The organism is Corynebacterium sp. zg-331 (assembly GCF_014267345.1).
Classification (GTDB): domain Bacteria; phylum Actinomycetota; class Actinomycetes; order Mycobacteriales; family Mycobacteriaceae; genus Corynebacterium.
In genome coordinates this window covers 421,792-440,369 of the sequence record NZ_JACMYD010000001.1, presented here as the reverse complement: position 1 = coordinate 440,369, position 18,578 = coordinate 421,792, and the positions used below count along the sequence as shown (strand labels likewise).

The following is an 18,578-nucleotide window of genomic DNA, read 5'->3' as shown; positions in this document are numbered from 1 at the left end:
GAGCATTTTTCGATCCCCGCCGCGCCCCAAGGACGCGGAAGAAAGGATAATCATGGCCTCTAAGACCGTCACCGTTGGCTCCGCCGTGGGACTACACGCCCGTCCTGCCTCCATCATCGCCGATGCCGCCGGCGATTACGACGAGGACATCTTCCTCACCCTGGTCGGGGGCGACGAGGACGATGAGACCGATGCCGCCTCCTCTCTCATGATCATGGCCCTGGGCGCCGAGAAGGGCGACCAGGTAACCGTGACCTCGGAGAATGCCGAGGCCGTGGAGAAGATCGCCGCCCTCATCGAAAAGGATCTGGATTCCGAGTAATCCCCCGATGCCAAGCGCCCCGCAGCGAGCGGGGCGCTTTTATCATGCGCGCTGCGCCGCGCCCTCGCCCACGCCACGGTAAAGGCGCATCAAGATGGGATAGCCCAAAATGATCCCCGCCGATCCCCAGGCTATCCCCTCCAACTCCACCGAACCCAGATTCAAGGTGAGATTGCCGATCCCCGCCACCAGGGCCACCGCCGCGGCGATGAGGTTCACCGGGTGATTAAAATTCACCTCATTATCCTGCCAGATCCGCACCCCGAGCATGCCGATGAGACCGTAGAGGACAAAAGTCGCCCCGCCCAGAACCCCGGTGGGAATACTCAAGATCAGCGCCCCGAATTTGGGGATGAAGGCCAGGGCCACGGCCGTGAGCGCCGCCACCCAGTAGGCCGCGGTGGAATACACCCTGGTAGCGGCCATCACGCCCACGTTTTCTGCATAGGTAGTGGTGCCCGAGCCGCCGCATCCCCCGGCGAGCGTGGTGGCCAGACCGTCGGCAAGCAGGGCATCCCCGGCGCGATCATCGAGGTTGCGCCCTGTCATGGCGGAGACCGCCTTGACGTGTCCCACGTTTTCCGCGATGAGCACGATCACCACCGGCAGCGTGACCACGATCGCGGAGAGGCGAAACTCCGGGGTGTGGAACTGCGGCATTCCCACCCAGGCCGCCCGGCCTATGGCCTCACGCGCACCCTCCGCAAGCGCACCCGTGGCCGCCGCAAAGATCCAACCCACGAGCACCCCGCCGAGGATCCCCAGGCGCGCGACCATACCGCGTCCGGCCACCGTGAAAATTAGGATGCTCAGCAGCGTCACGGCGCCCACCAGCGGTTGGGATTGAAAATTATGCGCGGCGGTGGGGGCGAGGTTCAGGCCGATCAAGGCGACGATGGCTCCCGTGACGGCCGGTGGCATCACGGCGTCGAGCACGCCCCGACCGGCCGCCTTGACTATCACCCCCACTACGACGAGCACCAGGCCGGCCACCACCACCCCGCCGAGTTGCACCGCAATCCCCTCCCCCTGGGTAGCCGCCAGCGGGGCGCTGAAAGCGAAGGAACTCCCCAGATAACTGGGCAACCGATTGGCGGTCATGAGGAGGAAAAGCATGGTACCCAGTCCGGAGAAGAGCAAGGTGGTGTTCACCGGGAAGCCCGTGAGTGTGGGCACAAGCAGGGTGGCCCCAAACATAGCAATGACGTGCTGCATGCCGATACCGATGGTGCGCGGCCAGTTCAGGCGCTCCTCGGGGGCCACTACTTCTCCGGGCAGGATCTTCTTGCCGTCGCCGTGGACGGCCCACCTCATCACAGTCGCACCTCGACGAAAAGACATGAGCGGAACCTATCTGCCAGAAAATGCTGTACGCGTAGGGATTATACGAGACCAAGGGTCGCAACAACACACTCCAGCGGCGGTTTCCGCGCGGGGTTTTTCGACACCTATTCTTCCGTACGGAATATCGTCAAATAAACAAAACCATAAGGCGAGGGTTGATTACTACCTTTTCACAGCAATCAACCCCCACCCTCTAGATGATTGCCGCATTAATTTTACCGACGATCATTCCCGACAAAAATCATCATAAGAAAAATACATAGTGACATGAATACCATTGATACCGTCACCCATAGACCGGAATTAACACTCACCACATCTATCGCCGCAAGAAGCCACCATAGGGGAATGAGGGGGATAGGTATTACCGCCCTCTTCAATGCAGAACGCCTATTTGTTTCCACAATAATCCCTCTTTACAAACCCATTATACGAATAGTACATAACAAGGCGTTGGCTATTAGGACATACCCCCATAGTGGAAATATAGGTAATCAACGCAGCAGAAATAACCGCAGAAACAACACATGCAACAGGCCCCGCAAGGCAAATACCCGCCACAATTCCAGCTACGCTACCGTTAGCTGCCATCTGTTGCTCCAGCGGAGTATACTCCACCCAGATTGACCTACCCTCAATTCCCGCACGCACACGATTCTCAAAAACCGCAGGAGCCGGCAAAGCAAAAACCCCACCGTCACCTACCGCATATTCAGCAATGGGAACACCATCCACTTCACGATACCCTCTCGGAAGATCACTCCGCTCCAGCTCCTTAGAAGCTTCATACCATACCTGACGAATAGTCATTCCATTTTTTCGGCATACTCTTCCACGGACTCAAAAGCTTCAGCATCAGAAACGGCACCATAAGCATGCGCCACAGAGGGCACAGTCACAAAGCTTGACAATATGACAACGCCCGAAAGAAACTCGGCAAGGAATTTCTTCAACACTACCGACCTTCCAGAAGGCCAAAAGCCAGTTGGTAACCTTTTTAATTACCCATACAGAAAGATATCACCGAGAGTGAACCGCCGCAAATAGTGGTAGAGTGATTTATATCATAAATGCAGATGTTGGTTGCCTGGCAGGATGGGACAGTTAAAGAAAATCTATGACGTATAAATCCCTCACATAGTCACTCTTCTCGGGAAGATACGGAAACAAACTCCCCCAGCTCCTCGACCAGGCGGCGCGGCAGTCGCACGTCGATGCGGGTGCCGGTATCCGTGTACCGCTCGTCGAGCACGGTACCCAGCTCGTGGACCCGGGAGACCACCTCTCCCCTGGTGAAGGGAATCTCCAGAAGCACGTGGCTATCGAGGGTGTTGAGGAAAAGCTCGATGCGCGATTCCAACTCGCCGATGCCCTCGCCCGTGGCGGCGGACACGAACACCGCGTCGTCGATGGCGTGGCGCAGCTCCGCTAACGCCAGCGGGTCCGCGATGTCCGTCTTGTTCACCACGATCACCTCCGGCGGGGCCTGTTTGCCCGTATCCCGCACGATGTCCGCGATCACGTGGTTGACGGCCTGGATCTGCTTGAGCGGGAAGGGATCGGAGCCGTCCACCACGTGCAGAACGAGATCCGCCTCCAGCACCTCCTCCAAGGTGGACTTGAAGGCCTCCACCAGCTGGGTGGGCAGATGACGCACGAAGCCCACGGTGTCGGTGACGATGATGGAGCGGCCGTCGGCCAGCTGCGCCTTGCGCGTGGTGGGATCCAGGGTGGCAAACAGCGCGTCCTCCACGAGCACCCCGGCCCCGGTCAAAGCGTTGATGAGGGAGGACTTCCCCGCGTTGGTGTAGCCCGCGATGGCGATCTTGGGGGTCAGCGAGGCGCTGCGCCGGGAGCGCTTGACCTCGCGCGAGGTGGTCATCGCGGAGAGTTCCTTGCGCAGGCGCGCCATATCCGCGCGCAGCCGACGCCGATCCGCCTCGATCTTGGTCTCGCCGGGACCGCGCAGGCCCACCCCGCCGTTCGAGCCCGCGCGTCCACCCGCCTGACGCGAAAGGTTGCCGCCCCAGCCGCGCACGCGGGTGATGAGGTATTCCATCTGAGCCAGGGAGACCTGTGCCTTGCCCTCCTTGGACTTGGCATGCTGGGCAAAGATATCCAGGATCAGCATGGTACGGTCAATAACCTTGGTGTTTAAGGCGTTTTCCAGAGCCACGAGCTGACCGGGGTTGAGCTCCCCGTCGCAGATCACGGTGTCGGCCTCGGTGGCGGCTACCACGTCACGCAGCTCCTCGACCTTACCGGAACCCACGTAGGTGCCGGGATCCGGCTTATCGCGGCGCTGGTAAAGCATGTCGACGACCTCCGCCCCGGCGGTCTGCGCGAGCGCGGCCAGCTCGTTCATGGTGGCCTCAACCTCCGCCAGGGTGCCCTGGGTCCACACCCCCACCAGGATCACCCGCTCCAGGCGCAGCTTGCGGTACTCCACCTCGTAGCCGTCGGCCTGCTCCTCGGCGTGGATGGTGGTCTGACGGTTGATCCGACGCAGGGAATTGCGCTCGGAAAGATCGAGATCGCCCACCGTGGGTTCCCGGTGACCGGGCTGTTGTCTCTCGCCCGCAGGGGTGGAGCGGGAAAGACTCTCGACGCGAAAGGCGGTGACATCCTTTGGATTATTCATCGCCGCCCATTGTCCCACACTCCTCGCGAAAGGCTAGAGTCATAAGCCATGAGCACGGATCTCAAAAGCATCGGCCTAGGTTTTTCTACGTGGCAGGACGCGGTGGAAGCAGCCATCGCTTCCGGAGCGCTCTCGGTGACCGGGGAGGTGCGCGGGGGGCAGCTGATCCAGTTTGCGGATCGCTCCGGAGCCCAGATCAACATTCTGGCGGTGGAACCCTTTGCCACCTACGCGGGCTTCGAGTCCGTCGCCCAAACCTACGCGCACGTGGATATGCTCACCGACGTGGTCGCCCTGTGTGAGATCGTTGATCCCCTGGGCAACGCCCTGGCCACCGTGACCTGCAACCTAGCCCAGGGGCCGCTGTTGGCTGAGGACGGCCAACAGCAGTTCCAGCCACTCGCGGTAACCGCCCTGGGCATCGAGACCGTCGTGTATCCCTCTGCGGTGGACTACGAGAACGCCACCGGCGACACAGTGGGCACGGTGTTGTCCGACGCCGCACGCGCCGTGGCGGAGGGCTCCGGCGGCACGGCCCCGGATGCCGGGGCGCGGTTCTCCGCGCGGGTACTCGACGCAGAATACCGCACCTCGGAGCTGACCGGGCAGCGGTTCATTCACGCCACGGTGGACGCCGCCTTCCCTTTCGACGTCTGCCTACCCGATAACCCGGTGCTACCGCAGCGCGACGAAATCATTGCTGGAAAGGCCGTACTGGTGGCCTCCGTGAAGGCACCCCTCGGCGGCGGGTGCTGCGGAGGGGGCGGCGGTTCCTGCGGGTGCGGAGGGCACTAGGAAAGCCGCTCTCCTCACCCTCGCTTCTATCCCTAGAGCCAGGTAGTCCCGGTAGCCACGATCTCCGAGGGGCCCGTCAGCGTCGTGGTTTCCCCCCCGAGGCATACGCTCACCTCACCACCGGGCACCCGCACGGTCACTTCTCCGGTGGTGTGCCCGGCGTCGGCAAGCGCCGCCGTGGCCGCCGCTACGGTGCCGGTGCCGCACGAGAGGGTCTCGCCCACCCCGCGCTCCCAGACTCGCATGTTCACGGCGCCGTCGGCGAGCGGGGTGAGGATCTCCACGTTGACGCCCTCGGGGAAAAACTCCACGTCCCACTCCGGCTGACGCAGTGGCCAGTCGCACAGACCCTGGGTGTCGAGCCCGGGGATCACCGCCGCTAGGTGCGGGTTACCCACATTGATACCCAAGCCCGCCACGGACTTATCACCTATGCGCGCGGTGGAGAGCCCCTCCACCCGCACCGGGCCCATATCCACGGATACCACTGCATGGCGCGCGGTGGACTCGTGGATCTTCACCTCCCGCTGGCCGGCCCTGGTGTCGACCACAAAGGAGGGGGAATCCACCAGGCCGCGGGAATAAAGCCAGTGCGCGAAGACCCGCACACCATTGCCGCACATCTCCGCCACGGAGCCATCGGCGTTGCGGTAATCCATGAACCACAGCCGGTCCCGGCGGACCACACGCAGGATGCCGTCTGCCCCCAGGCCCCGGTGCCGATCGGCGAGCAGCGCTACCCGCTCGGGGCTCAGATCGATGCGGTCATGTTCGTCGGGAATAATAAGAAAATCATTTCCCGTTCCGTGTCCCTTGGCGAAAAAGAGTTCTTCTTGAGTGCTCACCCCAGCCACTCTAGCGCCTGGGAGACGGTGTCTCTGGACGCATCGATCCAATGAATCCGGGGGTCTCGGCGAAACCACGACCGCTGGCGGCGCACGTAGCGCCGGGTACCAAAGGTGGTGCGCTCCTTTGCCTGCTCCCAGCTCATCTGGCCATCGAGGGCGTCGAGCACCTGCGCATAGCCGATCGCCCGGCCGGCCGTAGAATCCCGGCGCAAGCCGCGATGGGCTACCAGGTGCTCGACCTCGGCCACTAGTCCCGCCTCGAACATCCCTCCCGTGCGTCGCTCGATGCACGGATTGAGCCACTCGGAGTCTGCCCCCAGGCCGATGATGCGGGTATTCCAGCGCGGCGGTGCGCCGATCGGCGGCTGGCTAGCTTGATAGGGGCTGCCGGTGAGCTCTATGACCTCCAGGGCACGCACGGTGCGACGGGGGTCGCGATCCTCGATGATCGCGGCGGCCTGCGGATCGCGGCGGGCCAGTTCCCGATGCAGGGCGGCGATACCCACCTCGTCGAGGCGCTTCTGCCATTTATCGCGCACCGCCGGATCCGTGGGCGGAAACTGCCAATCATCCAGCAAGGCCTGCGCATAGAGCATAGATCCGCCCACCAGGATGGGGGTTATCCCCCGAGCGAGCAAGCGCTCCACGTCCGCGACGGCGGCCCGCTGATACCTGGCCACCGAGGCCTTCTCCGTGACCTCCCACACGTCAAGCTGATGATGGACGATTCCTTCGCGCTGCTCCATGGCAAGCTTGGCGGTGCCAATATCCATGCCTCGATAGAGCTGCATCGAATCCACATTGACGATCTCTCCGCCCAGCCGGTGCGCCAGCGCAAGACCTAGCGCAGACTTACCGGAGGCGGTAGGCCCCACCACGGCGATGGGAGTGGGTAGCCGATCGCGCACGCTCACCACTCCCATTGCGCCACGTAGCGGCCCACCCCGGCGGTGGCATCCGCGTCCACCAGACGCGCGCGGGTGGGCCGCAGGGCGGCCATCTCGCACCATAGATCTGGTTCGATCACCCCCCCGCGGCGCAACCAGCCGGGCAGATCGTCACCCACCGCTTTTTCCCCACGCCCCGCCAACAGATCGCGGCACCACTGATCGACCTCGGCAGCACCATCCCGGAGCGCGAGCGGAGCGCGCGGGGTTAGGCCCGCCGAGCCGTCTAGGGCCACCACAGTGAGCACCCCCTCGTCCGGTGATCCCAGACGGTCGCGCACCTGCGTCACCCGTACATCCGGGCCTAAGACATGGCGCATGACCAACTCCGGGAGATAATGTCCCTCCCCCACTCGCTCCTGCGGTGCCCCCCACGCGCGAAAGCTGCCCGCATGGGCGGTAAACCAGCGTTCATCGCGGCTTCCTACCAGGTGAACCGGCATATCCGCATATTTTTTCGCGCTGCGCCGCGCCAGCGCTCGCAGGCGCTGGGCCGCCTCGTCGCGGGGGGCCAAGGCCCGCACGAGGGCGGGGCTTCCGGGTATTACCAAGAGCTGAGCAGTCACGGGGAATAAGGTTAGTGGGTACACCATGACGTGTAAGGAGCAGCCCTGTACATTTGGTAGATGCGATGTGCGACGGTCGCGCGTAGCGCGGCGTGAGAACTCAACCCGTAAGGACGTGCTTTCCGATTATGACCCAGCAGCCCGCCCCCACCCCGGCGCAATTGGCAAAGAAGAAGCCCACCCCCGGCCCCGCGGCCGTGTCGCAGGCACCCGCAGCCCGTCCCGCGCCCAATAATCCCGCACAATGGGGGCGCGTGGAGGCCGACGGCACCGCCTGGGTGCGCACCGGCGATGGGGAGCGACGCATCGGCCAGTACAAGGCGGGCACCCCCGAGGAGGGCCTCGCCCACTTCGGCGCCCGCTACGATGACCTCTCCACCGAGGTATCCCTGCTGGAATCGCGCCTGCGGCTCCACCCCGAAGACGCCGAGGCCATCCGTTCCCAGGCCAAGGAGGTACGCGCCCAGCTAGACACCGCCGCCGTGATCGGCAACCTTGATGCCCTGGATACCCGCTTAGCCGGAATCATCACGGACTCCGATACCGCGCAGGCGCAGGTGACCCAGGAGCGACAGCGACGCCGCGCCGAGGCCATCGCCGCTAAGGAAAAATTAGCCGCCGAGGCCGAGGAAATCGCCGCGCATTCCACCGAGTGGAAAGCCGCAGGCGACCGGATTCACGCGATCCTCGAGGAATGGAAAACCATCCACGGAGTGGATCGCAAAACCGATGACAAACTCTGGAAGCGCTACTCGCGCGCCCGCGACTCCTTCAACCGCCGCCGCGGCTCCCACTTCGCAGACCTCGACCGCGCCCGCGCCCAGGCCAAGCGCGCCAAGGAGGAACTCGTGGAGCAGGCCGAGGCCCTCCGGGACTCCACCGACTGGGGTGACACGGCCCGCGCTTTCCGGGATCTGATGAAGGAATGGAAGACCATCGGGCGCGCCCCCCGCGAGACTGATGATGCCCTGTGGGAGAGGTTCCGCAGCGCCCAGGATCATTTCTTCGACGCCCGCACCGCCGCCAACAACGCCCGCGACCGCGAATATGCCGACAACGCCGCAGCGAAGGACGCCCTACTTGCGGAGTACCGTCCCCTCATCCAGCCCGAGGAAAACCTGGAGGCCGCCCGCGACAAGCTGGCGGAGTTACAGGAAAAATGGGAGCAGATCGGCTACGTTCCCCGCGGCAAGGTGCGCGAGTACGAGGATAAGATCGCCGCCCTGGAACGCCACGTGAAGGAAACCGCGGAAAGTGCCTGGCGTCGCACCGATCCCGCCGCCCAGGCACGGGCGGCGCAGTTCCAAGCCAAGGTGGAGGAATTCGCAGCCCAGGCCGCCCAGGCCGAGGCAAAGGGCGAGGCGAAGCGGGCCGAGCAGCTGCGCGCTCAAGCGGCCCAGTGGGCGGAGTGGGCAGATGCCGCCGCTCAGGCCGTGGAGAACCGTTAGGTCACGCCCCCATGCGGCCCCGCCGGGTTCCTAGGAGCGCACGCAGGAACCCGGCGGGGCCGCTACTCGGATTATTCCTCGCCCCGCGGAGAACGGGTGTGTTCGGCGCGGTGGGCGGCCCGGGCGCGGCGATCATCCACCAGCAAGGGGTTATGCTGCTCGCCGCGTTGCTGCTGCTTAACCAGGGCTGTGCGCTGGGCATAGCTTACCTCGTCAAGATCTTCAACCTCGGCGCGTGCCTGCGCGATGCGCTCCTGTTCCGGGGAGCGACGCAATGCTATCCGGGAGTACACCACCACGGCCACCAGCACCGCGCCAATCGCGAGGTACATCCCGACCCCGGCGCTCGTGGCCTCCTCGCTGCCGGAGCGCGTCTGACGCAACCACAGGGCCAAGAGCGCTTCCACAGCCGCCACAGTACACAGCATCCAGGCCACCAGCGCCCACACGGTACGGCGCAGCACCAAGGCGAGCGCCGTGCATACCCCGAGCCCCAGGAAAGCGCAAATCGCAAAGATATATTCGGTGATCTTGACCCCGGCCTGCGCGGCGGTGTCGGTCGCAAACACCACCTGATACCCCGCTACCCCCGTGACCTGGGGCAAGAAAAGCGAGGCCACGTAGAAGACAAAGGCACCCAGCAGCGCATAGCCCGGGGTACCCAACCACAGCCGCGAGGCTGCCTCGCGCTCAAGCTCGGCCAGGTGCGCTGCCGAATGTTCTTCCCTGCGTGTTTCCGCCATGAGTGGCTCCTGCCTAAATACTAGTGAGATGATGAGGAACGCGGGCGGACACGTGGCATGCCCAGCCCCACGCCCACGGGAGGGGTAGTAGGGGTGCGTCCCAGCTCGGCCATGTCACCGGCTCGGGTGCGGCGGTGCTGCTCGACACCGGAATCGGCGATGAGGAAGAAGGGGGTGGAATCCGTCACTGTCACCTCCACCACGTCGCCGGGCCGAATGGGCTGCGCTGCCCCCGAAGGATCGAAGTGCACCAAACGCCCATCGCGGGCGCGCCCGGACATGCGCCGGGTGCGGTGATTCTTGCGACCCGCCTGGTCTTGGACAATGAGCTCCACCCGCGTGCCCACCAGGGCGGCGTTATCCTCGGCGCTGATCCTCTCCTGCAGGGCGATGAGGCGCTCGTAACGCTCCTGCACCACTTCCTTGGGCACTTGGTGATCCATCTCCGCGGCCGGGGTGCCGGGGCGGGGCGAATACTGGAAGGTAAAGGCGGAGGTAAAGCGGGCTTTTTCCACTACGTCCAAGGTTGCCTGAAAGTCCTCCTCCGTCTCCCCGGGGAAACCGACGATGATATCCGTGGTGATGGCCGCGTGCGGGATCTTGGCACGCACCTCCTCGAGGATGCCCAGGAATTTCTTAGTGCGATAGGAACGCCGCATGGCCTTGAGCACCGCGTCGGAGCCGGATTGCAGGGGCATGTGCAGCTGGGGGCACACGTTGGGGGTCTGGGCCATCGCATCGATCACGTCCGAGGTGAACTCGGCCGGGTGCGGGCTGGTGAAGCGCACCCGTTCCAGGCCCTCGATGGTGCCGCAGGCACGCAGCAGCTTGGAAAAAGCCGAGCGATCGCGCTCCAACTCGGGATCAGCAAAATGCACACCGTAGGCATTGACGTTTTGTCCCAGCAGCGTCACCTCGGTAACCCCCTGGTCCACCAGGGCCTGTACCTCCGCAAGGATATCCCCAGGGCGGCGATCTGCCTCCTTGCCTCGCAGCGAGGGGACGATGCAAAAAGTACAGGTATTATTGCAGCCCACGGAGATGGATACCCACCCGGAATAGGCGGATTCCCGCTTGGCTGGCAGCACCGAGGGAAACTCCTCGAGCGCCTCCACGATCTCCACTTCGGCGCGCTCGTTGTGCTGAGCTCGATCCAGGAGCGCGGGTAGGGAACCGATGTTGTGCGTGCCAAACACCACATCCACCCAGGGGGCCTTATCCACCACGGTGGAACGATCCTTCTGCGCGAGGCACCCACCCACGGCAATCTGCATCCCGGGGTGTTGATCCTTGACCTTCTTGAGTTGACCCAGGGAGCCATACAGGCGATTATCCGCATTCTCCCGCACCGCACAGGTGTTGTACACCACCAGATCCGCCTGGGCGTCGGTATCCGCCGGAACGTACCCGGCCTCTTCCAAAAGGCCCGCCAGGCGCTCGGAATCATGCACGTTCATCTGGCACCCGAAGGTCTTGACCTCGTAGGTGCGGGGATGGGTGTCTTGCTGCATCACGGGCCACATTCTAACGGGCAGCCCCGGTTAGATCCCAAACCCCATCGGACCGCCAAGTTCCCGGTAACGCTCCTCTACCGCCTCGCGCGCCAGGGCCAACGACATCCCCTCGGAAAAACCCCGCCGGGCCAGGACGCCCACGACCCGGCGTAGGTCCTTGGCTTGACCACGGTAATCCCGCGGAACCTCTTTGATACCGCTCGCCTTTTTCCTCGCCAGACCTCGCGCCGTCTCCCGCTCTTCCTCCCGGCTGATCTGCCCCAGGGCCTCCTGGCATTCCCGGTCCGCCACCCCCTTGTCCTTGAGCTCCTGCGCCAGCGCCCGGCTGGACTTACCACGACCGCGCGAGCGCTGCCGCACCCATTCTTGGGCAAAGGCAGCGTCATCGACCAGGCCGACCTCCTGCAGATCGTTGAGAACCTCGGTGACCAGAGCGGGATCGTAGTCCTTGTCTAGCAGACGGCGCTGCAGCTCTCGACGGGATCGGGCCCGATAGTCCAATAAGCCCAACGCGCTCTCGCGCACCGCAGCCTTGTCCTTTTCCTCCCGCTCATCAATGAGGCCCCGGGGCCGGTAATTCGCCAGAGCGGTGCGCAATCGCTCCAGTTTCTCCTCCCGCCTAAGCCCCTCCGGTTGGCGAGCCATGGCGATTAATCCTCGTCGTCAAAGTCCACGTTGGGCACCACATCGACGGGTTCATCGCTGAGTTCCCCCTCGGTCCCACCTTCCGGCTGCTGTGGTTCCGCCTGATCACCCATGCCCAGCTTGGCCAGGATCTTGCGCTCGATCTCATCGGCCAGGTCCGTGTTGTCCTTAAGATGGAGCCGCACCTTTTCCTTGCCCTGGCCCAGCTGCTCGCCCTCGTAGGTAAACCAGGAACCGGACTTCTTGATCACGCCGTTTTCCACGCCCATATCGATGAGCGAGGACTCGCGCGAAATACCCTCGCCATAGATGATGTCAAACTCCGCAACCTTAAAGGGCGGCGATACCTTGTTCTTTACCACCTTGATCTTGGTGCGGTTGCCAATGGCATCCTGCCCATCCTTAAGCGTCTGGATGCGGCGCACGTCGCAACGCACGGAGGCGTAGAACTTCAAGGCCTTGCCGCCCGTGGTGGTCTCCGGGGAGCCAAACATCACGCCGATCTTCTCGCGGAGCTGGTTGATAAAGATGGCGGTGGTACCGGAGTTATACAGCGCACCCGTCATCTTGCGCAACGCCTGACTCATCAGCCGGGCCTGGAGACCCACGTGGCTATCACCCATCTCCCCCTCGATCTCCGCCTTGGGCGTCAGCGCCGCCACGGAGTCCACAACGATGATGTCAATCGCACCGGAACGCACCAGCATGTCCGCGATTTCTAAGGCCTGCTCTCCGGTATCTGGCTGGGATACCAGCAGGGCATCCGTGTCCACTCCCAGTTTGCGTGCGTATTCGGGATCGAGCGCGTGTTCGGCATCGATAAACGCGGCGATGCCGCCCTCCTTTTGCGCGGAGGCGATGGCGTGGAGCGCGACGGTGGTCTTACCCGAGGATTCCGGGCCGTAAATCTCCACGATACGACCCCGGGGAAACCCTCCCACGCCAAGGGCCACATCGATGGCGGTATTGCCGGAGGAAATAGCTCGCACCGGGGGCCGCTTATCCTCCCCCAGGCGCATGACCGCACCTTTACCGAAATCTTTTTCGATCATCGCCAGGGCGGCGTCGAGAGCCCTCTGACGATCCTCGCCAGCACTCTTTGCGTTGGCAGTTTTCTTCTTCGCAGCCATGATCCTCAATCCTTGCGATAACGATGCGTAAGCTCTAACAGTTTAGACCGCCGTGAAACCACACCGGTTCCCTCGTGGGTCCATTCCCACCCTAGAGGGCGGGCGCGACAGCTTCGAATATACACGCACACATGTTCGAACATCAAGCGCGGCACGCCAGTTCCCACCTAAACGATGTTCAAGGTAAGTTCTCTAAGCATGACTGGTTCCCTCCGCTCGCTGACCGACCTCGCGCTGGCCGCCGTCTTCGCCGCACTGATCATCGTGCTGGCCTTTGTCTCCATCCCCGTAGGCAGCGCGGGAGTGCCCATAGTTCTCCAAAACACCGCCTTCATCCTCACCGGCCTCGTCCTGGGCGCACGCCGAGGCCTACTCACCGTCGCTATTTTCTTCATCCTCGGACTCGTGCTCCCCGTCCTCGCCGGGGGCCGCAGCGTTACCGCAGCACTCGCCGGTCCCACCGTGGGTTACCTCATCGGCTATGCCGTTTCCACCGTCCTCGCCGGTACCCTCGCCTACCGACTGCGTGGTCACCGCTACGTCACCTTCAGCATCGCCGCCCTCGTCGCGCTGCTTTCCCAATACCTCTGCGGCACCATCGGCCTTATCCTGCGCGCCCACATGCCCCTGGGCGCCGCCGTGGCCGCCCAGGGTTCCTTCGCACTCATCGACGCCCTAAAACTCATCGTGGTCGTAGCCGCCGCGACCACGCTCCACACCGCTCTGCCGCACGTGCTCCGCCCCGCCCATGCCCGAGATTAAGTTCCGCGACGTCACCCTGGACCACGGCACCGGCCCCATCCTCGATACCGTCACCACCACGCTCAGCGAACGCCGCATCGGGATCATCGGGGCTAACGGCTCCGGCAAATCCACCTTCGCCCGCATGATCAACGGGCTGGTCCTCCCGAGCAGCGGCGAGGTACTCGTCGATGGGCTCAGCGTGCGGAAAAACGGCGCACGGGTGCGCACCAAGGTGGGCTTTATTTTCTCCGACGCCGACAACCAAATCATCATGCCGAACGTGCGCGACGACGTGGCCTTTTCTCTACGCAAAAACAAGGCCCTCAGCAAGGAACAGCGCCACCAGCGCGCCGAAGAAGCCTTAATCGCCGCGGGGCTGGGCAACCACGCGGACTCCTCCCCGCACGTACTCTCCGGCGGGCAAAAACAGCTCCTCGCCCTGACATCGGTTCTCATCGCCGAGCCGAGCCTGATCGTGGCCGACGAACCCACCACCCTGCTCGACCTGCGCAATCGCCGTCGCATCCAGCGCTACTTCACCGCCCTGCCGCAGCAGCTCATCGTGGTCACCCACGATCTCGACCTGGTGGCGGATTTCGACCGCGTGCTGTGCATCGATCACGGCCGCATCGTCGACGACGGCGCCCCGGGTTCAGTCATCGAGGCCTACCTGGCTCGCATCGAGGCGGAGCAATGAAGACGCGCTCCGTCGCGGTGCCACTGGGCACCTACGCCCCGGGCCGCTCACCGATCCATCGAGCGGCCGTGGGCCTGAAGATCCTCGGCGTGCTGGGCTACGTGCTCCTTGGGATAGTGGCCGTCCGTTCCATACTCGCCGCGGGTTTCTACGCCCTGCTCTGCGCGGGCCTTTATGCCCTGGCCCGCATCCCCCTGTCCGTGGCGTGGTCGCAGTGGTGGCCGCCGATGCCCGTGCTCCTCGCACTGGGGGCCTTCCAGTGGTGGCAACGCGGGGCCGAACACGCCGCGATCCTCGTCATCACCCTGAGTGCCTCCCTCATGACCGCCGCCCTGCTCACCCTGACCACCACCATCGCGGATCTCTTGGAGACACTGGAGCGCGGCCTCTCCCCCCTGACCCACTGGGGGTTTCCCGCCGAGCGCTTTTCCCTGGCGCTCTCCCTCACACTACGCATGATTCCGGTGCAGCTGAGCACGGTAGGCGAGGTCATCGAAGCACGAAAGGCACGCGGCGCCGCATGGAGCCCTCGAGCCTTTCTGACCCCCGTGCTCATCCGATCGCTCAACCGAGCCCAGGGCATCGCTGAGGCGCTCTGGGCTCGCGGTACCGGGGACGACACCTCGCACCCCGATACCCCTGGTTAGGATTCGCCGCGCAGCTCCCTCATCTTGCGCGCCACGGCGTCATCCCCTGGGGTCGACGCCGCACCGGCACCAGATTCGATCTGCCCACCCGAGGAGGGAGCACCGTGCATCTCGCGGCGGATCTGCTCCAAGCGGGAGTGCCCGGCCATCTGAATCCCGGCCTGCTGCACCTCCTCCATGCGCGCCTCCACGGAATTTTCCGCCAGCTCCGCCTGGCCCAGGGCGTGCGCATAACGGCGTTCGATCTTGTCGCGCACCTGATCCAGGTTCGGGGAAGAACCTGCGGTCAGGGAGTTCATCGACTTCACCGACTCCGCCACCTTTTCCTGCATCTTTGCCTGCTCCAGCTGGCTGAGGAGCTTGGAGCGCTCGGCTACCTGCTGCTGCAATCGGGCGGAGTTACGCTCCACCGCCTGCTTGGCCTGCTGCGCCTGTTGAATCGCCTGATCGTGAAGCTGCTTGGTCTCCTCCACCGACTGTTCCGCCGTAACCAACTGGGCGGCAAAGGCCTCCGCGGCGTTTTCATACTCCAGGGCCTTTTTCTCATCCCCCTGGCCGCGGGCCTGATCCGCCAGCCGCAGCGCCTGCTTGGTATTGGCCTGAAGCTTCTCGATCTCCTCCAGCCGACGATGAAGTTGCATCTCTAACTGGCGCTGGTTGCCGATCACCGCCGCGGCCTGGCGAGAAAGCTCCTGGTGCTGCTTCTGGGCCTGCGCCATTGCCTGTTCAATTTGTACCTTGGGATCGGCGTTTTCCTCGATCTTGCTATCGAAGAGTGCCATCAGATACTTCCACGCCTTGCTGAACCGGTTTGCCATCGTGTGTATTCCTCCTATGATGCGTCGTCAGTAGTGCATGGTACCGCGTTTTATCCCCTGGCCCCCAAGCCCTCATCCCTCCGGCCCTCGGGAACAAACGTCGTCTCCCGGGAGTTGAAAAGCATGATGGGTACTCAGACCGCTACTTTGACCACGCGCCCCGCGGCACCTCACCGTGGGCGAACGCACCCCGAACCCCTGCTGCGTGAGGCCCTCGGCGAGGCGTTGCGCGCTTTTCGCGCCGAACGGCGCATCACGCTGCGGGAATTAGCCGAGTCCGCGCGGGTCTCCCCCGGCTACATCTCCGAACTAGAGCGCGGACGCAAAGAGGTTTCCTCCGAGCTCTTGGCCGCCGTATGCCATGCCCTGGGGGTCACCGTGGCCGACGTCCTCATTGAGGCTGCCGGTTCCATGGCCTTGAGCGACGTCGCAGAAGAGCTCGCCACCGGTGAACTCGGCGCACAGGCACCCCGGGAGGCCTAGGCTTCCGGTTCCCCGTCGCATTGCGGTATGGAATCCGAGCGCACCTCGCGCAGCAAGCCGTCAAGGGCCGCCCACACAGCCTCCTGCCGTATCTCGGCGCGCCCACCGGTTAGGTCAATTCGCTGCACCCGCCGCACCCCCGGCCCGTAGTAGCCCAGCCACACTTCCCCCACCGGATGCCCATCGTGAGGCTCCGGACCTGCCACGCCCGTGAGCGCCACCGCCCAGGTCACCCGGAGTCTGCGCGCACACCCCCGAGCCATACTCAGCACCGTGGGACCAGCCACCGGGCCGTGGTGCGCCAAGACCTCACCGGGAACACCGGCCAAAGATTCCTTGAGATCCACCGCATACACCACCATCGCGCCGCGCAGTACCGCAGACGCCCCGGGAACTTCGGCCACGGTGGCGCTGGCCAACCCGGCCGTGAGGGATTCGCACCACCCCAATGTCTCTCCCCGGCGGGCGAGGAGTTCCACCACCTCCGTGGCCAGCGCGCTCACACTCGGCTTCGCCGCACCGGTCATGCTCGCTCCCTAGGACTTCTGGCGCTGCGCGTCCACCACGTACTGCACTCCGGTGACCACCGTGACCACGACAGCCACCACCATAACGGCGTGGGTGGGCCAGGCCATCCAGTCCGGCAACGGGCAAAGATACAGGGCTACGCCCAGAGACTGCAGCACGGTCTTGAGCTTGCCACCCCTGCTAGCCGGCACCACTTTGCCACCGCGCAGCAGCACCATGCGCCACAGGGTAATACCCAATTCTCGCACCACGATCACCACGGTGATCCACACCGGCATGGCCCCGACGACGTTGAGGCACACCAGCGCCGTGATCATCAGCGCCTTATCCGCGATGGGATCGGCGATCTTGCCGAAGTCCGTGACCAGCCCCCGCGACCTGGCGATATCCCCATCCAGCTTATCGGTGGCCATCAACACGGCAAAGAGGCCGAAGGCAGCCCACATCCCGCCCGCGTGGGAGTTTTCCGCCCGCAGGGTTAGCCATGCAAACACCGGAACAAAAACGATGCGCAGGCAGGTCAGGACGTTTGGCAGGTTCCAATTCGATGGTTCCTGCGCGGGGGACCCGCCGCTCGCCGTCGATGCATTCACGCCCATCACTGTACCCTCTAGGGGCGCGCGGGTGCCCCCGAGCCATGATCCCGTTTGTTCTTCCACAGGGAGGCGACGATGGTGATCGTCAACATGCCCACGATGACCAGGAGGGAGGTCTCCGTACCGATCTCCGGCGCTCCGTGCACGGACTCGCCGCCGTTGATGAAGGGCAGGTTATTCTCGTGCAGGGCATGGAAAATGAGCTTGACGCCGATGAATCCCAGGATGACCGCAAGGCCATAGGAGAGATAACCCAGGCGATCGAGCAGGCCGTCGAGCAGGAAATACAGTTGGCGCAGGCCCAGGAGGGAAAAAGCATTAGTGGTAAACACCAGGTATGCCTCCTGGGTCACCCCGTAGATAGCAGGGATGGAGTCCAGGGCAAACATCACGTCTACCATGCCGATGGCCACCAGGGCTACCATGAGCGGGGTGAAGTAGCGCTTGCCGTCTTTGCGGAGGGTGAGGTGATCGGACTCGTAGGTCTGCGTCACCGGGATGACCTTGCGCACCACCTTGATCACCCACATGTCCTGCGGGTCGGTGGGCGGGGCATCACGTACCTCATCCGCCACCATCTTGGCCGCGGTAAAGAGCAGAAAGATACCGAAGAGATAGAACACGTCCGACCACGCATTGATGATTGAGGCACCCAAAAGGATAAACACCAGGCGGAAAATCAAGGCCAAGGCGATACCGATGAGCAGCACCTTTTGCTGGTATTTCCGGGGGATCTGAAACGCCCCCATGATGAGAGCAAAGACGAAAAGATTATCCACGGAGAGGGCCTTTTCCGTGACGTAACCCGTGAGGTATTCCATGCCGTGCTGGTGATCCCACACCGCGTACACGACGCCACCGAAGACCAGGGCGATGAGAACATAAATCACCGACCACCAAGCGGATTCCTTGATGGTCGGTTCGTGCGGCACCCGCACGTGGGAATAAAAATCGAAGAAAAACAGGCCGAGGATCAGCGCGAGGGTCGCGGCCCAGACCCACAGGGGAACAGTCATACTTCTTTTTCTCCTCCGGTTCGATGGAAAAACAACCGGAGGTCTCCCCCACTCGCCATCGAGCCGAGCCGACAGGACCGGGAGTTCCCCCGCCCCGCGATACCGC

At 63.7% G+C, this 18,578-nt stretch carries 22 protein-coding genes; 7 read left to right on the top strand and 15 right to left on the bottom strand.

From position 1 onward, the window contains the following. The first annotated feature begins 52 nt into the window (after positions 1 to 52). Positions 53 to 322, top strand: a complete 270-nt coding sequence (locus H7347_RS02170) for an HPr family phosphocarrier protein (RefSeq protein WP_152820840.1) — start codon at positions 53 to 55, stop codon at positions 320 to 322. A 42-nt stretch (positions 323 to 364) separates the two neighbouring features. Here the strand turns inward: H7347_RS02170 and H7347_RS02165 are convergent, their stop codons facing one another. The 4 genes from H7347_RS02165 to hflX all read right to left on the bottom strand — a co-directional run bounded on the left by H7347_RS02165 (position 365) and on the right by hflX (position 4,307). Further along, positions 365 to 1,636 carry a uracil-xanthine permease family protein gene (locus H7347_RS02165; RefSeq protein ID WP_152821303.1) on the bottom strand — a complete coding sequence of 424 codons (1,272 nt, stop codon included), beginning with the start codon at positions 1,634 to 1,636 and terminating at the stop codon, positions 365 to 367. A gap of 420 nt (positions 1,637 to 2,056) precedes the next feature. Next, positions 2,057 to 2,476 (bottom strand): hypothetical protein, encoded by a 420-nt coding sequence (locus H7347_RS02160; protein WP_152820838.1) that lies wholly within the window; start codon positions 2,474 to 2,476, stop codon positions 2,057 to 2,059. Continuing rightward, entirely contained in the window at positions 2,473 to 2,622 is a 150-nt protein-coding gene (locus H7347_RS02155) for a hypothetical protein (protein ID WP_186337119.1), read from the bottom strand. Before H7347_RS02155 ends, H7347_RS02160 begins: the two co-directional genes overlap by 4 nt. A gap of 185 nt (positions 2,623 to 2,807) precedes the next feature. Beyond that, the gene (gene hflX / locus H7347_RS02150) at positions 2,808 to 4,307 is read right to left on the bottom strand and encodes a GTPase HflX (protein WP_227658943.1); all 1,500 of its coding nucleotides are present in this window, start codon (positions 4,305 to 4,307) and stop codon (positions 2,808 to 2,810) included. Between the two features lie 48 nt (positions 4,308 to 4,355). Between hflX and H7347_RS02145 the strand changes: the two genes are divergently transcribed. Continuing rightward, the gene (locus H7347_RS02145; protein WP_152820836.1) at positions 4,356 to 5,102 is read left to right on the top strand and encodes a hypothetical protein; all 747 of its coding nucleotides are present in this window, start codon (positions 4,356 to 4,358) and stop codon (positions 5,100 to 5,102) included. A 32-nt stretch (positions 5,103 to 5,134) separates the two neighbouring features. On the opposite strand, the gene dapF is transcribed toward H7347_RS02145, so the two are convergent. Genes dapF through H7347_RS02130 form a run of 3 tightly spaced genes read right to left on the bottom strand, consistent with a single transcriptional unit; the run spans position 5,135 to position 7,463 of the window. Further along, a complete protein-coding gene (gene dapF, locus H7347_RS02140; protein ID WP_370513886.1) occupies positions 5,135 to 5,947 on the bottom strand; it encodes a diaminopimelate epimerase in 813 nt (270 codons plus the stop codon). Then, positions 5,944 to 6,873, bottom strand: coding sequence for a tRNA (adenosine(37)-N6)-dimethylallyltransferase MiaA (gene miaA, locus H7347_RS02135; RefSeq protein ID WP_152820833.1), 930 nt, complete (start codon positions 6,871 to 6,873; stop codon positions 5,944 to 5,946). Before miaA ends, dapF begins: the two co-directional genes overlap by 4 nt. Then, complete coding sequence (locus H7347_RS02130; protein WP_370513885.1) at positions 6,861 to 7,463, bottom strand: hypothetical protein; 603 nt, start codon at positions 7,461 to 7,463, stop codon at positions 6,861 to 6,863. The genes miaA and H7347_RS02130 overlap by 13 nt, the downstream gene beginning before the upstream one ends. A 128-nt stretch (positions 7,464 to 7,591) precedes the next feature. Between H7347_RS02130 and H7347_RS02125 the strand changes: the two genes are divergently transcribed. Further along, entirely contained in the window at positions 7,592 to 8,911 is a 1,320-nt protein-coding gene (locus tag H7347_RS02125) for a DUF349 domain-containing protein (RefSeq protein ID WP_152820829.1), read from the top strand. Between the two features lie 71 nt (positions 8,912 to 8,982). Here H7347_RS02125 and H7347_RS02120 read toward each other — a convergent pair whose 3' ends face one another. The 4 genes from H7347_RS02120 to recA are packed head-to-tail and all read right to left on the bottom strand — an operon-like array spanning position 8,983 to position 12,943. Further along, positions 8,983 to 9,654: a hypothetical protein gene (locus H7347_RS02120; protein WP_152820827.1), complete on the bottom strand. Its 672-nt coding sequence runs from the start codon at positions 9,652 to 9,654 to the stop codon at positions 8,983 to 8,985. Positions 9,655 to 9,674: 20 nt separating this feature from the next. Next, positions 9,675 to 11,165 (bottom strand): tRNA (N6-isopentenyl adenosine(37)-C2)-methylthiotransferase MiaB, encoded by a 1,491-nt coding sequence (miaB, locus tag H7347_RS02115; protein WP_152821302.1) that lies wholly within the window; start codon positions 11,163 to 11,165, stop codon positions 9,675 to 9,677. A 30-nt stretch (positions 11,166 to 11,195) separates the two neighbouring features. Continuing rightward, positions 11,196 to 11,813: a regulatory protein RecX gene (locus tag H7347_RS02110; RefSeq protein ID WP_152820825.1), complete on the bottom strand. Its 618-nt coding sequence runs from the start codon at positions 11,811 to 11,813 to the stop codon at positions 11,196 to 11,198. A 5-nt stretch (positions 11,814 to 11,818) separates the two neighbouring features. Beyond that, on the bottom strand, positions 11,819 to 12,943 hold the full coding sequence (gene recA / locus H7347_RS02105) for a recombinase RecA (RefSeq protein ID WP_152820823.1): 1,125 nt from the start codon (positions 12,941 to 12,943) through the stop codon (positions 11,819 to 11,821). A gap of 198 nt (positions 12,944 to 13,141) precedes the next feature. Here recA and H7347_RS02100 point away from each other — a divergent pair, with 198 nt between their 5' ends. Genes H7347_RS02100 through H7347_RS02090 form a run of 3 tightly spaced genes read left to right on the top strand, consistent with a single transcriptional unit; the run spans position 13,142 to position 15,031 of the window. Next, entirely contained in the window at positions 13,142 to 13,705 is a 564-nt protein-coding gene (locus tag H7347_RS02100) for a biotin transporter BioY (RefSeq protein WP_152820821.1), read from the top strand. Beyond that, positions 13,692 to 14,384 (top strand): energy-coupling factor ABC transporter ATP-binding protein, encoded by a 693-nt coding sequence (locus tag H7347_RS02095; protein WP_152820819.1) that lies wholly within the window; start codon positions 13,692 to 13,694, stop codon positions 14,382 to 14,384. Before H7347_RS02100 ends, H7347_RS02095 begins: the two co-directional genes overlap by 14 nt. Further along, positions 14,381 to 15,031, top strand: coding sequence for an energy-coupling factor transporter transmembrane protein EcfT (locus tag H7347_RS02090; RefSeq protein WP_152820817.1), 651 nt, complete (start codon positions 14,381 to 14,383; stop codon positions 15,029 to 15,031). Before H7347_RS02095 ends, H7347_RS02090 begins: the two co-directional genes overlap by 4 nt. Here the strand turns inward: H7347_RS02090 and H7347_RS02085 are convergent. Further along, positions 15,028 to 15,849: a PspA/IM30 family protein gene (locus H7347_RS02085; RefSeq protein ID WP_152820815.1), complete on the bottom strand. Its 822-nt coding sequence runs from the start codon at positions 15,847 to 15,849 to the stop codon at positions 15,028 to 15,030. The two genes, H7347_RS02090 and H7347_RS02085, sit on opposite strands and share 4 nt — an antisense overlap. Before the next feature lie 126 nt (positions 15,850 to 15,975). Between H7347_RS02085 and H7347_RS02080 the strand changes: the two genes are divergently transcribed. Continuing rightward, positions 15,976 to 16,332, top strand: a complete 357-nt coding sequence (locus H7347_RS02080; RefSeq protein ID WP_152821300.1) for a helix-turn-helix domain-containing protein — start codon at positions 15,976 to 15,978, stop codon at positions 16,330 to 16,332. On the opposite strand, the gene H7347_RS02075 is transcribed toward H7347_RS02080, so the two are convergent. Genes H7347_RS02075 through H7347_RS02065 form a run of 3 tightly spaced genes read right to left on the bottom strand, consistent with a single transcriptional unit; the run spans position 16,329 to position 18,472 of the window. Continuing rightward, positions 16,329 to 16,859, bottom strand: coding sequence for a CinA family protein (locus H7347_RS02075; RefSeq protein ID WP_152820813.1), 531 nt, complete (start codon positions 16,857 to 16,859; stop codon positions 16,329 to 16,331). The two genes, H7347_RS02080 and H7347_RS02075, sit on opposite strands and share 4 nt — an antisense overlap. 9 nt (positions 16,860 to 16,868) lie before the next feature. Then, the gene (gene pgsA, locus H7347_RS02070; RefSeq protein WP_152820806.1) at positions 16,869 to 17,459 is read right to left on the bottom strand and encodes a CDP-diacylglycerol--glycerol-3-phosphate 3-phosphatidyltransferase; all 591 of its coding nucleotides are present in this window, start codon (positions 17,457 to 17,459) and stop codon (positions 16,869 to 16,871) included. An 11-nt stretch (positions 17,460 to 17,470) separates the two neighbouring features. Continuing rightward, entirely contained in the window at positions 17,471 to 18,472 is a 1,002-nt protein-coding gene (locus H7347_RS02065) for a TerC family protein (RefSeq protein ID WP_152820804.1), read from the bottom strand. Between the last annotated feature and the right edge of the window lie 106 nt (positions 18,473 to 18,578).

Bases quoted from the DNA above. Each gene is read 5' to 3' on its own strand.
- H7347_RS02120 (WP_152820827.1), bottom strand. From the start codon at position 9,654: ATGGCGGAAACACGCAGGGAAGAACATTCGGCAGCGCACCTGGCCGAG.
- H7347_RS02095 (WP_152820819.1), top strand. From the start codon at position 13,692: ATGCCCGAGATTAAGTTCCGCGACGTCACCCTGGACCACGGCACCGGC.
- H7347_RS02085 (WP_152820815.1), bottom strand. From the start codon at position 15,849: ATGGCAAACCGGTTCAGCAAGGCGTGGAAGTATCTGATGGCACTCTTC.
- hflX (WP_227658943.1), bottom strand. From the start codon at position 4,307: ATGAATAATCCAAAGGATGTCACCGCCTTTCGCGTCGAGAGTCTTTCC.
- H7347_RS02170 (WP_152820840.1), top strand. From the start codon at position 53: ATGGCCTCTAAGACCGTCACCGTTGGCTCCGCCGTGGGACTACACGCC.
- miaB (WP_152821302.1), bottom strand. From the start codon at position 11,165: ATGCAGCAAGACACCCATCCCCGCACCTACGAGGTCAAGACCTTCGGG.
- H7347_RS02090 (WP_152820817.1), top strand. From the start codon at position 14,381: ATGAAGACGCGCTCCGTCGCGGTGCCACTGGGCACCTACGCCCCGGGC.
- H7347_RS02075 (WP_152820813.1), bottom strand. From the start codon at position 16,859: ATGACCGGTGCGGCGAAGCCGAGTGTGAGCGCGCTGGCCACGGAGGTG.
- H7347_RS02080 (WP_152821300.1), top strand. From the start codon at position 15,976: ATGGGTACTCAGACCGCTACTTTGACCACGCGCCCCGCGGCACCTCAC.
- miaA (WP_152820833.1), bottom strand. From the start codon at position 6,873: ATGGGAGTGGTGAGCGTGCGCGATCGGCTACCCACTCCCATCGCCGTG.
- recA (WP_152820823.1), bottom strand. From the start codon at position 12,943: ATGGCTGCGAAGAAGAAAACTGCCAACGCAAAGAGTGCTGGCGAGGAT.
- pgsA (WP_152820806.1), bottom strand. From the start codon at position 17,459: ATGGGCGTGAATGCATCGACGGCGAGCGGCGGGTCCCCCGCGCAGGAA.
- H7347_RS02165 (WP_152821303.1), bottom strand. From the start codon at position 1,636: ATGAGGTGGGCCGTCCACGGCGACGGCAAGAAGATCCTGCCCGGAGAA.
- H7347_RS02100 (WP_152820821.1), top strand. From the start codon at position 13,142: ATGACTGGTTCCCTCCGCTCGCTGACCGACCTCGCGCTGGCCGCCGTC.
- H7347_RS02145 (WP_152820836.1), top strand. From the start codon at position 4,356: ATGAGCACGGATCTCAAAAGCATCGGCCTAGGTTTTTCTACGTGGCAG.
- H7347_RS02125 (WP_152820829.1), top strand. From the start codon at position 7,592: ATGACCCAGCAGCCCGCCCCCACCCCGGCGCAATTGGCAAAGAAGAAG.
- H7347_RS02065 (WP_152820804.1), bottom strand. From the start codon at position 18,472: ATGACTGTTCCCCTGTGGGTCTGGGCCGCGACCCTCGCGCTGATCCTC.
- H7347_RS02160 (WP_152820838.1), bottom strand. From the start codon at position 2,476: ATGACTATTCGTCAGGTATGGTATGAAGCTTCTAAGGAGCTGGAGCGG.
- H7347_RS02110 (WP_152820825.1), bottom strand. From the start codon at position 11,813: ATGGCTCGCCAACCGGAGGGGCTTAGGCGGGAGGAGAAACTGGAGCGA.